At 62.4% G+C, this 13012-nt stretch carries 14 protein-coding genes; 8 read left to right on the top strand and 6 right to left on the bottom strand.

What is annotated here, in order from left to right; all coding sequences use genetic code 11:
* Window positions 1-52: 52 nt before the first annotated feature.
* Window positions 53-979 carry a LysR family transcriptional regulator gene (locus tag RPE78_RS17120; RefSeq protein WP_339109863.1) on the bottom strand — a complete coding sequence of 309 codons (927 nt, stop codon included), beginning with the start codon at window positions 977-979 and terminating at the stop codon, window positions 53-55.
* Window positions 980-1113: 134 nt separating this feature from the next.
* On the opposite strand from RPE78_RS17120, the gene RPE78_RS17125 reads away from it, so the two are divergent.
* The 4 genes from RPE78_RS17125 to RPE78_RS17140 all read left to right on the top strand — a co-directional run bounded on the left by RPE78_RS17125 (window position 1114) and on the right by RPE78_RS17140 (window position 5221).
* The gene (locus RPE78_RS17125) at window positions 1114-1275 is read left to right on the top strand and encodes a hypothetical protein (RefSeq protein ID WP_330629301.1); all 162 of its coding nucleotides are present in this window, start codon (window positions 1114-1116) and stop codon (window positions 1273-1275) included.
* 11 nt (window positions 1276-1286) lie between these two features.
* Window positions 1287-2762, top strand: a complete 1476-nt coding sequence (locus RPE78_RS17130) for a cytosine permease (protein WP_330629302.1) — start codon at window positions 1287-1289, stop codon at window positions 2760-2762.
* Window positions 2755-3705 (top strand): agmatinase, encoded by a 951-nt coding sequence (gene speB, locus RPE78_RS17135; protein ID WP_330629303.1) that lies wholly within the window; start codon window positions 2755-2757, stop codon window positions 3703-3705. Before RPE78_RS17130 ends, speB begins: the two co-directional genes overlap by 8 nt.
* Window positions 3706-3778: 73 nt before the next feature.
* Window positions 3779-5221 (top strand): aldehyde dehydrogenase family protein, encoded by a 1443-nt coding sequence (locus RPE78_RS17140; protein ID WP_330629304.1) that lies wholly within the window; start codon window positions 3779-3781, stop codon window positions 5219-5221.
* A gap of 227 nt (window positions 5222-5448) precedes the next feature.
* Here the strand turns inward: RPE78_RS17140 and nhaC are convergent, their stop codons facing one another.
* From nhaC to rocF, 3 genes are all read right to left on the bottom strand, one after another.
* Complete coding sequence (nhaC, locus tag RPE78_RS17145) at window positions 5449-6897, bottom strand: Na+/H+ antiporter NhaC (RefSeq protein WP_330629305.1); 1449 nt, start codon at window positions 6895-6897, stop codon at window positions 5449-5451.
* 212 nt (window positions 6898-7109) lie between these two features.
* On the bottom strand, window positions 7110-8171 hold the full coding sequence (locus tag RPE78_RS17150; RefSeq protein ID WP_406721707.1) for an ornithine cyclodeaminase: 1062 nt from the start codon (window positions 8169-8171) through the stop codon (window positions 7110-7112).
* Window positions 8171-9100, bottom strand: a complete 930-nt coding sequence (gene rocF / locus RPE78_RS17155) for an arginase (RefSeq protein WP_330629306.1) — start codon at window positions 9098-9100, stop codon at window positions 8171-8173. Before rocF ends, RPE78_RS17150 begins: the two co-directional genes overlap by 1 nt.
* A gap of 120 nt (window positions 9101-9220) precedes the next feature.
* Here rocF and RPE78_RS17160 point away from each other — a divergent pair, with 120 nt between their 5' ends.
* Window positions 9221-9682: an Lrp/AsnC family transcriptional regulator gene (locus tag RPE78_RS17160; protein ID WP_330629307.1), complete on the top strand. Its 462-nt coding sequence runs from the start codon at window positions 9221-9223 to the stop codon at window positions 9680-9682.
* Window positions 9683-9749: 67 nt separating this feature from the next.
* On the opposite strand, the gene RPE78_RS17165 is transcribed toward RPE78_RS17160, so the two are convergent.
* Entirely contained in the window at window positions 9750-10331 is a 582-nt protein-coding gene (locus RPE78_RS17165; protein ID WP_330629308.1) for a TetR/AcrR family transcriptional regulator, read from the bottom strand.
* 162 nt (window positions 10332-10493) lie between these two features.
* Between RPE78_RS17165 and RPE78_RS17170 the strand changes: the two genes are divergently transcribed.
* Genes RPE78_RS17170 through RPE78_RS17180 form a run of 3 tightly spaced genes read left to right on the top strand, consistent with a single transcriptional unit; the run spans window position 10494 to window position 12543 of the window.
* Window positions 10494-11171 (top strand): PspA/IM30 family protein, encoded by a 678-nt coding sequence (locus RPE78_RS17170; RefSeq protein WP_330629309.1) that lies wholly within the window; start codon window positions 10494-10496, stop codon window positions 11169-11171.
* Between the two features lie 25 nt (window positions 11172-11196).
* The gene (locus RPE78_RS17175) at window positions 11197-11472 is read left to right on the top strand and encodes a YiaA/YiaB family inner membrane protein (RefSeq protein WP_330629310.1); all 276 of its coding nucleotides are present in this window, start codon (window positions 11197-11199) and stop codon (window positions 11470-11472) included.
* Between the two features lie 60 nt (window positions 11473-11532).
* A complete protein-coding gene (locus tag RPE78_RS17180) occupies window positions 11533-12543 on the top strand; it encodes a DUF4105 domain-containing protein (protein WP_330629311.1) in 1011 nt (336 codons plus the stop codon).
* Window positions 12544-12546: 3 nt separating this feature from the next.
* Here RPE78_RS17180 and RPE78_RS17185 read toward each other — a convergent pair whose 3' ends face one another.
* The gene (locus RPE78_RS17185) at window positions 12547-13008 is read right to left on the bottom strand and encodes an Lrp/AsnC family transcriptional regulator (protein WP_330629634.1); all 462 of its coding nucleotides are present in this window, start codon (window positions 13006-13008) and stop codon (window positions 12547-12549) included.
* Between the last annotated feature and the right edge of the window lie 4 nt (window positions 13009-13012).

Genomic DNA, 13012 nt, shown 5'->3' on the forward strand with positions numbered 1-13012 from the left:
GCTTTACGGCAAACCCGCGGGGCGGAGGCCACGGCCCCTGCCCCGCGCGGCCTCAACGCCGTTTCTTGGCCTGCACGGCCAGATCGCGCAGATGGCGCATCGCGGCGGTGTCGCGCTGTCCAGCCCGCGAGATCAGCGAGACCTCGAAGGTGACCGAATAGTTATCCGTCACGCGCCGGATCTCGTTGCGGGTCACGAAAGAGGCCGCTGCATGCGAGGGCAGATAGCCCAGCACCGGCAGCGCACTCAGGATCACCCCCACCGCTTCCAGATTGGCTGCCGTGGCGGCGGCAGGCCCCAAGGCCAGCGGGAAACCCGCTTCGGGGTCCAGCCGGTAGCTCCGGCGCACCCATCGCTGCGCTTCCAACGTCTCGGCATCATAGTCCTGCGGCGCATCCTTGAAAAACGGGTGGAGCGGGCCGCAATGGATAAACTGGCGCTCTTTATAAAGCGGCAGGCGGTCATATTGTGCATCCGACGCCGGAAACGCCCCGATGGCCATATCGAGACTTTTATTCAGGATCTGGTCCACCAGCACCGACTGGATATCCTGCACCACCTGCAAATTGACCTCGGGCGCAAGCTCGTGAAAGCCGCGCAGCAGTCTCGAAACCGAAAAACTGGGCGTGTTCGACAGATGGTCCATCAGCCCCAGCCGCAATGTGCCCACGGTCTTGTTGGTCAGCGCCGCGGCCGTCTGGGTGAAGCTTTCCACCGCCAGATTAAGCCGCGCGCTGGCCTCCAGAAGGGTGCGCCCCCGCTCGGTCAGGCGCAGCCCGCCGGGCCCCCTGTCGCACAGCCGGAACCCCAGACGGCGCTCCAGATTGGCGATCTGCACACTGATGGTGGATTGCCGGACATCTAACTTTCGTTCAGCCGCGGCAAAGCTTCCGCATGCACAAATCGTCTGAAATACGTGCAAAGCGCGTAAATCTGCCCCTGTCAGGTCAGTTAGCATCGGACCCCCGAAAATAAGCATTGATGTTTATCTATGAATTCTTTCGTCCGCAAATGATAGCCCCCTGTCGGCAGAGCTGATAGCCCGAAGCTCTCAATGACAAAGATGATGCGCCGCTTTGCGGTCAAGACATCATCATGCAACAGGATAATGGTATGAAACTTTCCCCCGAGATGCGGGCCGAGCTGAGCTATCGGCTTGAGCGCAAACAGCAAGAGGCCGCAACCGACCCCGCCCTGCGCCCGCTGCCCAAAGCCGATTGGCTCGTCCTTTTCGCGATCACCGCCCTCGCCCTTCTGGCGGCGCTGGTTCTGTAAGGGAGGCGCGCATGACATCGGCATCTTCCCTCCCGTCCCGCTCTGCCCTGCCCGACGCCCATCACGGGGCGATGCGCGACTGTCTTCCGGTGCTGGCCGAAGACCGCAGCTGGGGCCTTCTGGATTTCGTCTGGGTCCAGAGCGGGCTGGCCATCGCCACATGGGCTTTTCTCTTTGGCGGTGTGACCGCCCTTTTTGTCGGCTTCTATGACGGGCTCTGGACAATGCTCGTGGGCAATATCCTCGGCGCGGTCGTGATGATGATGGCCTCGGCGATCATGACCTGCAAATGGGGCACCGAGCATTTCGTGATGCAGCGGGCCATTTACGGCGCAATCGGTGTGCTGGTGCTGGCCATCGGTCTGATCGCGCCCTTCATTCTGGGCTGGACCACCATTCTGGCGCTGATGTTCGGACGCGCCTCGACACAGGTGATCAGCTATATCGGCGGCACCGATCTGAGCGGCAACACCACCGTGATCACCGGCTTTGCCTTTGCGGCTCTGGCCTTTGCATGGCTGATCGTGGCCAAGGGCGACAAGGCCGTGCGGCTTCTCAACCGCTTTGTGGCACCGGGCCTGATCGTGATGAGCGCGATCCTGTTCGCGATGATCTTCACACAGCATAGCTGGGCCGAAATCGTGGCCGCAGCCCCCATCGACCCCGCCGCAAGCCACGCCACCAACCTGATGCTGGCCATCGAACTCAATATTGCCGCCGGTGCGGGCTGGTGGTGCGCGGTGGGCAATATCGCCCGCGGTGCCAGAACCCAGCGCAGCGCCACTTGGGGCAGTTTCATCGGGTTGGTGCCGGTAGCGGTGCTGGCGCAGATGGTGGGGCTGACGGCGGCGCTGGTGATGGGCGATAGCGACCCGACCGTGTGGATGCTGCCGATTGTCGGCCCTGCCGTGGGGGCGGTCCTGCTGGCCTTTCTGGCCTTCGCCAACCTCACCAGCATGTCGAGCTTCGTCTTCTCGGGCGCGCAGACCTTTACCCAGCATCTGGGCAGCTGGACCCAGCGGATCGGCTGGACCGCCCTGACGGGGGCCATGTTCGCCATCTGCGCGCTGCTGATCCTGTTCACCGCCAGCGAGCTTTATGACCGCTTCTTCGTCTTTGTCGCATGGACACAGGCCGTGCTGATCTCGGCCATCGGCATTGTCATTGCCGATTACTATATCCTGCGGCGGCAATGGGTCGATCTGGAGGCGCTTTATACCACAGGGCCGCAGGGGCGCTATCACTTCTGGGCGGGCATCAACCCTGCACCGCTGGTCGCTCTGGCCGCAGGGATTGCCACCTATGCCGCGCTTTTCGACCCCTATGCCCTTGTCGGCAACGCTGTGTTCACCGCGTTTTCGGCCTCGATCCCCGCCTTCATGGCCGCCTTCCTCTGCCACCTCCTGCTTTCGGTGCTTTGGGTCATTCCGGCAGGCAAAGGCGGCTATCGCAGTATTTCCGACCGTAAAGGACCACGTCATGACTAATTCTTCTGCGTTCAACCAGCCGCTGGGAGGCAACACGATGCCGCGCTTTGGCGGACCGGCCACGATGATGCGGCTGCCCGCTCAGGACAGCGCCAAGGGTCTGGACGCCTGTTTCGTGGGAATCCCGATGGATATCGGCGCCTCGAACCGCGCGGGCACCCGTTTCGGCCCGCGCCAGATCCGCGATGAAAGCCGGATGATCCGCCCCTATAACATGGCCACGGGGGCGGCCCCTTTCGAACGGATGCAGGTGGCCGATATCGGGGATGTCCCGATCAATACATTCGATCTGAAGAAATCCATCGGGATTATCGAAAGCTTCTATGACGAGATCCTGTCCCATGACACCATTCCGCTGACCCTGGGCGGCGATCATACGCTGACATGGCCGATCCTGCGCGCGATGCGCAAGAAACACGGGCCGGTTGCGCTGATCCATGTGGATGCCCATTCGGACACCAACGAGGACATGTTCGGCGAAACGGTGGCGCATGGCTGCCCGTTCCGCCGCGCATGGGAAGACGGCTGCCTGCTGAATGACCGCGTGACCCAGATCGGGCTCAGGGCGACAGGCTATGCGGCGGATGATTTCGACTGGGGCCGCCAGCAGGGCTGGCGCGTGGTGCAGGCCGAAGAGTGCTGGTACCAGTCCCTCAAGCCCCTGATGGAAGAGGTGCGCGCCCGCGTGGGCGATGCGCCGGTCTATCTGTCCTTCGATATCGACAGTCTCGATCCGGCCTTCGCACCGGGCACGGGCACTGTCGAGCCGGGCGGTCTGTCGACATGGCAGGCCTACGAAATCGTGCGTGGATGTGCGGGGCTCAATCTTGTGGGCTGCGATCTGGTCGAGGTCTCGCCGCCCTATGACCCCTCGGGCAACACCGCCGTGATTGCGGCCAATCTGCTCTACGAGATGCTCTGCGCCCTGCCCGCGCGCCGCTGACCCCGAAGCGCGGCCCTGTGGCAGATGCGATGCCACAGGGCCGCCCGTCCTTTTCCCGAAAGACCGATAACGCATGACCGACCTTACCCACCGGCCCCGCCCGCTTTTCATTGATGGCCTCTGGCATGAAGGCCATGCCGAGGCACGGATCGCGGTGATGGACCCCGCGACCTCCGAGATCTTTGCCCGTATCGGTGCCGCTGATCGTGACCAGACCGGCATGGCCTGCGCCGCCGCCGCGCGGGCATTTCCCGCATGGCGGTCTCTGACAGGGGCTGCGCGGGCGCAGGTTCTGGAGGGCTTTGCCCAAGGGTTGCGGGCGCGCCATGCGGCGCTTGTGGCGTTGCAGATGCGCAATAATGGCAAACCGCGCGCCGAGGCCGAGCTGGATCTGGCCGATGCGGCGGCCTGCTTTGACTATTACGCGGGACTGGCGCGCGCGCTGGACAGTCCCGCCCCTGTGCAGGATCTGTCGGAGGACGGGCTGACGGGGCGGGGGCTTGCCCATGCTGTGGGGCCGGTCGGGCTTATCGTGCCGTGGAATTTCCCTCTGGTGACAAGCGCATGGAAAATTGCCCCGGCGCTGGCTGCGGGCTGTAGCGTGGTGCTGAAGCTCTCGGAGATGACACCGCTGGCCGAACTGGTCTATGGCGATATCGCGGCCGAAATGGGCCTGCCCGCCGGTGTGCTGAACATTCTCACGGGCTTTGCCGAGGTCGGGCAGGCGCTTTGCGACCATCCGCAGATTGCCAAACTGTCGTTTACCGGCTCGAACCCCGTGGGCGCGCAGGTGATGGAAGCCGCCGCGCGCAGGATCGTGCCGGTCTCGCTTGAGCTGGGTGGCAAATCCCCGATTGTGGTCATGGCCGATGCCGATCCGGCGCGGGCGGCAGAGCTGGTGCTGGACGGGATCTTCATGAATGCGGGCCAGATGTGTTCGGCCACCTCGCGGCTGATCGTCGAGGCTCCGATCGCGCCGGATCTGATTGATGCCGTGGTCGAGGGCGCGCGGGCGCGCCGCCTTGGCGCGCCGGACGGGGCACAGATGGGGCCGATCACCACTGCGCCGCAATACCGCCATGTGCTGGAGCATTTCGCCCGCGCCAAGGCCGAAGGCGCGCGATGTCTGACTGGCGGTGCCGCGCGCACGGATCTGGCCGGACAATTCGTCGCGCCGACGGTTTATGCGGATGTGCCGACAGACAGCTTCCTCTGGCGTGCGGAACTCTTCGGGCCGATCCTGTCTGTCCGGCAGGCCGCATCGGAGCATGAGGCCATCGCGCTGGCCAATGATACGGAATTCGGGTTGGCCGCGACGGTGGTGACCGCCGACGCGGCGCGCGGCCAGCGGATAGCCAGCCAGATCGCCGCAGGCCATATCTGGGTCAACGCGCCACAGATCATCCTGCCGCAAAGCCAGTGGGGCGGCTTCCGCGCCAGCGGCATCGGGCGCGAATTGGGACCAGCCGGATTGCAGGCCTATCAACAGCGCAGCTTTATCACCACACAGGGCTAGACCGCCCGCCTTCCCTGCCTTTCCCCGAGTTGCGGGCCCTGCCGGAAGCGGGGCCCGCAATTTTATATCCGCCCCTTCCGGTGACGGGCCTCGGGTGTGCGGCAAGGGCCCTATCTCTTCAGGCAGGGGGCTCGGGCCTCCCGCCGCCCGAATGAGAGTAACCCAAATGAGAACAGGCGGGGAGATCCCCGCCTGTTCTGCGTCCGTTTGACCGGATCGTGGCTTGCTCAGGCTTCCTCGGCCACGGGCTCGGCGCCCTCGGCAGCAACGGGCTCGGCCTCGTCCTTGGCAAGCGGGGTGATGGTCCAGCCCATATAGCCAAACAGCACCGTCACCAGCGGCGAGAGCCAGCAGAAGAAGGTGAAGGGCAGATAGGCCAGCGTCGCAACGCCCAGCGTGGTCGCCTGATAGGCCCCGCAGGAGTTCCACGGCACCAGAACCGAGGTAACCGTGCCGCTATCCTCGATGGCGCGCGACAGGTTCTGCGGTGCCAGCCCACGGGCACGGTAGGCATCGGCATAGCTGCGGCCACTGATCACGATCGACATATACTGGTCACAGAGCACCAGATTGGCGCCGACTGCGGTCAGAACGGTGGACAGGATCAGCGAACCGGTCGATTTCGCCCGCGACAGGATATGCAGCGCCACGACACGGATCTGGCCGGTACGTTCCATCACGCCCCCAAACATCATCGCAACGAGGATGATCGACACGGTATACAGCATGCTTTGCATCCCGCCGCGCGAGAGAAGGCTGTCAACATCCTCGACCCCCGTGCTTGCGCTGAACCCGTTGAACGAGACCGTCATCAGATGCGCGAAATCCGCGCCCTGGAAAATGACACCGCACAGGGCACCGGCCAGAATCCCGACCGTAATCCCCGGAATGGCGGGCAGTTTGCGATAGCTGACCAGCATCACCAGCACCGGCGGCAGAAGCAGGATCGGCGAGATGGTGAAGTTCTGTTCAAGCGTGCTGAGAATGGTCTGGATACGGGTCAGGTCGACGGCGGTCGCGCTGTAATGCAGGCCCAGACCGATCTCGATCAGCAGCGTCAGGGTGATGGTGACGCCGGTGGTGTAGGTCATATGGCGGATATGGGTGAACAGGTCGGTGCCCGCCATCGCCGGAGCCAGATTGGTGGTATCGGACAGCGGCGACATCTTGTCCCCGAAATAGGCCCCCGACAGGACGGCCCCTGCAACGATGGGCAGCGGGAAGCCCAGACCGGCCCCGACCCCCATCAGTGCCACGCCGATGGTCCCTGCCGTGCCCCAGCTGGAACCGGTGGCCAGTGACGAGATCGAGCAGATCACCAGTGTCGCGGGCAGGAAGACGCTGGGCGACAGCACCGTCAGCCCGTAATAGATCAGCGTCGGCACCACACCGGCAAGGATCCAGACGCCGATCAAGATCCCCACGACCAGCAAAATCATGATTGCGGGCAGGGCATTCGAGATGCCACGGACCATGCCCTGTTCGATATCATGCCATTTGAACCCTGCCCGCACCCCGATCAGGCTGGCGGCAATGACCCCCAGCAACATGGGCACTTGCGGGTCGAGCCCGTAGAGCACGATTGAAACACCGATTCCGACGGTAAGCGAAAGCAAGGAGAACACCGCTTCCCACAATTTGGGAAGGCGCGCCCCTTCGGGCAGGTCTGGCATCATCGACTAATTCCCTGTCTAGGCCCGAAAGGCGGGCCCCTGTCTGACGCCCCTATTGCGGGGCTGTTGTGGTTTAGGACCCGAGGATGGAATCCTCCAGCCCTTTTCGGGGCGTTGCAGCCGGAAATTTCAGGCGACAACGCAGGTTGTGAACGCTTTCGCCCCTCACCGCATGCACAGGATGTCGCCCTGATGCGGGTGCGGGGCGCGCAGGCTCAGTTCGCGGGGGCCACTTCGGCGCGCGTGACCATGCCGAACAGATCACGCGGATCATCGGGGTCTGCCAGCATGTCGAGGCGCTCGGAGAACGCGGTGCCCGCAACCTTGTCGCGCACGTAACGCAGCGCCGAGAAATCCTCGATGGCAAAGCCCACGCTATCGAACAGCGTCAGCTGTTTCGCATCGCGACGGCCGGGGATCTCGCCGCGCATGACCTGCCACAGCTCGGTCACCGGATAATCGTCATCCAAGGCCTGGATCTCGCCCTCGATGCGCGTTTGCTCGGGATATTCCACAAAGATGTCGGACCGCAGCAGGATGTCGCGATGCAGTTCCGTCTTGCCGGGGCAATCGCCGCCGATGGCGTTGATATGCTGACCCGCGCCGACCATGTTGTCGGTCAGGATCGTGGCATATTGTTTGTCTGCGGTGCAGGTCGTGATGACATGCGCGCCTTCCACAGCTTCCTGCGCCGAACGGCAGGTCACCACCTCGAAGCCGCGCGCCACAAGGTTGCGCTGCGCTTTTTCGGTCGCTTTCGAATCGATGTCATACAGGCGAAGCGTATTGATCCCGCAGAGCGCGCGGAACGCCATCGCCTGGAACTCGCATTGCGCGCCATTGCCGATCATCGCCATCACCGAGGCGTTTTTGGGGGCCAGATAGGTTGCCACCAGAGCCGAGGTGGCCGCCGTGCGCAGCGCGGTCAGCACCGTCATTTCGGTCAGCAGCACCGGATAGCCCGTCGTGACTTCCGACAGAACGCCGAATGCGGTCACGGTCTGGTGGCCGGTTTTGGTGTTCTTGGGGTGGCCGTTGACATATTTGAAGCCGTAAAGCGACTTGTCTGCCGTCGGCATCAGTTCGATCACACCGCCGGGCACATGCGATGCCACGCGCGGGGTCTTGTCGAATTCCGGCCAGCGCTTGAAGTCTTCTTCAATATAGACGGCCAGTTCTTTCAGAAAATCTTCGATTCCGATGTGGTTCACGAGGCCCATCATATTTTCTACGGAAACGAACGGCACATAGGCCAATGCGGAAGGCGCGAGTGTCATCAGCCAAAACTCCTTGTCATACGGTCCATTACGCGGCGGCCGAACAGGCTCGCCGTGAGATCACATAGCAGCACGGCCGTCCGGCCGCGTTCGTCGAGGAACGGGTTCAGCTCGACCAGATCGAGCGAGGTCACAAGCCCGCTGTCGCAAAGCGTTTCCATGATCAGATGCGCTTCGCGGAAGGTGGCGCCACCGGGCACGGTGGTGCCGACCGCCGGTGCGATCGACGGGTCGAGGAAATCGACATCGAAAGACAGGTGCAGCATACCATTGGCCGCCTTCACCCGTTCAAGGAAGGCCTGCAGCGGCGGCAGCACACCGGTTTCGTCGATGGCGCGCATGTCATGCACTTCCAGACCGATCTTCTTGATGCGCTCACGCTCGGCCTGATCGACAGAGCGGATCCCCATCATGCAGATATTGGCGGGATCAACGGCATGGCCCAAAGCCGGATAGGCCTCGCAATCTTCCTGCGCCGTGAAATAGGCCGCAGGCGTCCCATGCAGGTTGCCGCTTTCGGTGGTTGCCAGCGTATGCATGTCGGGATGCGCATCCAGCCAGAGCACGAACAGCGGACGCCCTTCATCGGCGGCACGACGCGCCATAGCCGGCACGGTGCCTGCCGCCATCGAGTGGTCGCCGCCCAGAAAGATCGGAACATCACAGGTTTTGCCTGCTTCGAATGCCGCTTTCTGCAGGGCCGTAATCCATGCCGAGGTCTCGGCCAGATGGTGCAGCGCCGGATTGGCATGGGTCTGCGGTGCGACCGGCGCAATGGTGACATCGCCCAGATCCGTCACATCCCAACCAAGCGCGCGTAGCTCGGAATCAATTTCGGCAGTCCGCAGGCTTGCAGGCCCCATCAGACAACCGCGCTGCGATGCGCCTGTTTCAATCGGCGCGCCAAGGATGGCGCAGGTTCTGGACATTGTCTCGTCCCCTCTTCGTCAAATCTTTTGTAAATCATGCACAGGAAAATATCTTATTTGACAATTAAATTGACCATATAGAAAGTATATCTGATCATTTTGAAAATACTGATGGGCATAATGACGAGTTTACGAAAAAATGGTGACATCCTCGGGGCGGATATTTCGGCCAGCGACCACGCGCTGATCTCCGCCCTTCGCGACAATGCACGCATGTCGGTTACCGAGCTTGCGCAGGTCACCGGATTGTCGCGCACCACGGTGAAGGCGCGGCTTGACAGCCTCAAGGCCAGCGGGCGCATCCGCCGTTTTACCATTGAAACCGATGTGGATGTGGAAGGCGGGGTGCGCGCCATCACGATGGTCGAGCTGCAAGGCCGCATGTCGCGGCAGGTTGTGCATACGCTCTCGCGGATCAACGGCGTCAGCACCGTATGGTCAACCAACGGGGCATGGGATCTGGTGGTGGATATCCGCACCGACACCCTTGTGTCCTTCGACAAGGTGCTGCGTGCGATTCGCGAGGTGCCCGGGGTGATCAACTCGGAAAGCTCGCTGCTGCTGACCCATGTAGCAGGCTAGAGGCGCGCCCGCCGGAACGGGCGCACAGGATGCCGGGGCCACAAAATGCAGGGGCCGGAAAGACGCCCTACCCGACCAGCGCGGTCACCAAAGCCGCCACTTCGGATTGCAGATGCTCGCGCGGGACGCCGACGAACCGCCCCTTGAACGACAGATGCACCACCCCCTGCACTGCTGCAAAAAGGGTGCGCCCACGCATGGAGAGCTGATCGCCGCTCAGTCCCGGCACCAGTTGCGACAGCGGGCCGTTGATCTGCGCGATCAACTGCTCGTGGTCCTGTTTGTGCCAGTCGGGGATGTCGCGCCCCTCGGGCAGACGATGCTCGAACAGCGCAATCCACAGCCGTTCATTCTGCGTAGCAAAAGCCACATAGGCATGCGCCAGAGCCAGAAGGGCCGCTTTGGCCGTCATATCGGGCCGCACCGCCTGCGCAAGCTCCTGCCCCAGACGCGCCAGCGTCTTGGAGTTGACGTGCAGCACGAGCATGTCGAGATCTTCCACCGCATTATATAGCGCCCCCAAAGCACATCCCGCCTGTGCGGTTACGGCCCGTGCCTTCAGCCCGCCCAGACCATGCTCCCTGATCTGGTCTTCGGCGGCTGTGATCAGGCGCTGCTTCAGATCTTCACGTTTTGCGTCTTTGTTCATAGGTCCTCGAATTTTTTTGAACATCGTTCACAAAAGGACTTGAACATCGTTCACGACTCTCGTAAACAGTCCTCATGAACAGCGTTCATAACGAAAAACGAATGCAAGTCAACGCGCCCCACGGCGCACCCCGCGTCAGATAAGAAAGAAACGAGGTCTTCGATGTTCAAATTTATCAGCACGCTCGTTCGCGCCCGCAGCCATGATGCGGCCGAAGCCCTGAGCGATGCCAATGCCATGTCCATCCTGCGCCAGCAGTTGCGCGATGCGACCCAAGGGCTGGAGGCCGCCAAGCGCTCTGTGGCAGTGACGATGGCCTATGCCGAGCGCGAGAAAACGAATGCCGAACGGATCGAAGCGCAACTGGCCGATCTGGAAACCCGTGCCTGTGCGGCTTTGGCCCAAGACAAGCTGGATCTGGCGCAAGAGGCCGCCGAGGTGATTGCCCAGCTTGAAGAGGAGCGCGCCGTCAGCCAGCAGGCGATTGCGACCTATACCGCGCAGATCCGGAAATTGCGGGAAGAGATGTCGCTTGCGGAACAGCGCCTGCGCGCCCTGCAACGCGGCAAGCAACTGGCCGAGGCCACCGACCGCACCCAACGCCTGCGTGGCGCGGCCCCTGCCGGTGTGGTCTCCTCGATCGCCGAAGCCGAAGCGACGCTGAAGCGTCTGCAGGACCGCCAGTCCCTGACCGAAAGCACCGAAACCGCCCTTGCCGCGCTGTCGCTGCCCAACGAGGCCGAAAGCACCCGCGACAGGCTGGCCGCCGCAGGCTGTGGCCCTGCCCAGAAATCCTCGGCCTCGGCGGTCCTTGACCGCCTGAAAGCCAAAGCCCAATAACCCTTATTACCGAAGGAACAGACCCATGAACAATTACATCCCGCATGCTTCGAAAGCCTGGAACTACTTCACCTATTTCAACTTCGCTCTGGCCGCGATCATGATGGCTGGCGGGATTTACTCTCTTGAGGCCAGCTTTGCCGCGAAAGGGTTCTATAGCATGGCGGCCATCATGCTGGTCTATTCGACCGCCTCGATCACCAAAGCCCTGCGCGACAAGGAAGAAGCCGACCGGATCTATAACAAGCTCGAGGATGCCCGCACCGAGCGCCTGCTGTCCGAAAGCTCGCAACACGATTGATCCCGATAGCTGCCGGCCCGTCAACGGGCTGGTGGCTTGCTCCAGCCGATGGTGGTTCCCATGACCCTCTTTCTCAAAACCTTTCGTATCATCTGTTTCAGCCTTGTTCTTCTGGCTGCCACCGGCTGGAGCGCCTGCGCCCTTTGGTTCCATCTGGACGGACCGCTGCGGGTGGCCGCGCTCTGTCTTCTGGGCGGGGCCGCCTGCGGTCTCTGGGGGCTGCGCCTATGGCGCAAACGCTGGGCCTATGCCGGTTTTCTGGCCGCGGCCTGCATCATGGCCGGATGGTATAGCACGATCCTGCCCCGTCAGGACCGCGACTGGGCTCCGGAGGTATCGCGCGGGGTGATCGCCCGCCGCAACGGCGATCTGGTCCAACTGGCCAATATCCGCGATTTCGACTGGAAAACCCGCGACACCGCGACACCGCGCTGGATCACGCAGGAATATGACCTGACCCAGCTTGAACGGGTGGATATGCTGACATCGGTCTGGGACAATCCCGATATCGCCCATCTCATCGTCAGTTTCGGCTTTGCCGACGGGCGCGAGGTCGCCTTCTCTGTCGAAATCCGCCGCGAGGCCGGTGAAAGTTTCAATGAGCTGGGCGGGTTCTTCCGGCAGTTCGAAATGGTGCTGATTGCCGCCACCGAAGAGGATATCGTCAAGCTGCGCACGAATTACCGGCAGGAAACGGTCAGCCTCTATCCTGTGAACCTGACCGCTGCACAACGCCGCACGCTGTTCCTGTCCTATATCGACCTGGCGCAACAGCTTGAGGAAAAGCCTGCCTTTTACAATACGATCACCGCAAACTGCACGACAACCGTCTACCGGCTGGCCAAGACGCTGGATGCCGACCTGCCGTTGGGCAGCGATCTGATTTTCTCGGGACGCCTGCCCGAATATCTCGACCGTCTGGGCGTGCTGGACCCCGCCCCTTCGATGCAGGCCCGCCGCGCCAGTGCCGAGATCAGCGCCCGTGCCCGTGCCCTGCCGGAGGGCGGTGACTATTCGGCATGGGTGCGCCGCCCCCAACCGGAACCAGAGCCGCAACTGGCTGCACAATAACGCTCAGGTCTTCAGGTGATTGGTCGGTAGCGCGGTGGTGTATTTCACCTGATCCAGCGCGAAGCTGGAGCGGATATTGGCCACACCGGGGATCTGGGTAAGAAAATTCATCACCAGATCCTGATAGCGCAACAGATCCTCGACCACGACGCGCAGCATGAAATCCTCGGAACCGGTCATCAGATAGCATTCCATGATCTCGGGCCGGTTCCGGATGGCATCGGTAAAGGTCTTGAGCGTCTTTTTCTCCTGCTTTTCCAGCGTCACATGCACGAACACATTGACCAGCAAGCCAAGGCTCACCGGATCAACCAATGCGACCGACCCACGGATCACCCCTTTCTCGCGCATATCGGCCACCCGCCGCCAGCAGGGCGAGGCAGACAGATGTGCATGGGCGGCCAACTCGGCCGTGCTGAGTTCCGCATTCTGTTGCAGCGCCTCGAGAATGCGCAGGCTGGCCATATCC

This window comes from Thioclava litoralis (assembly GCF_045278885.1).
Classification (GTDB): Bacteria; Pseudomonadota; Alphaproteobacteria; order Rhodobacterales; family Rhodobacteraceae; genus Thioclava; species Thioclava litoralis.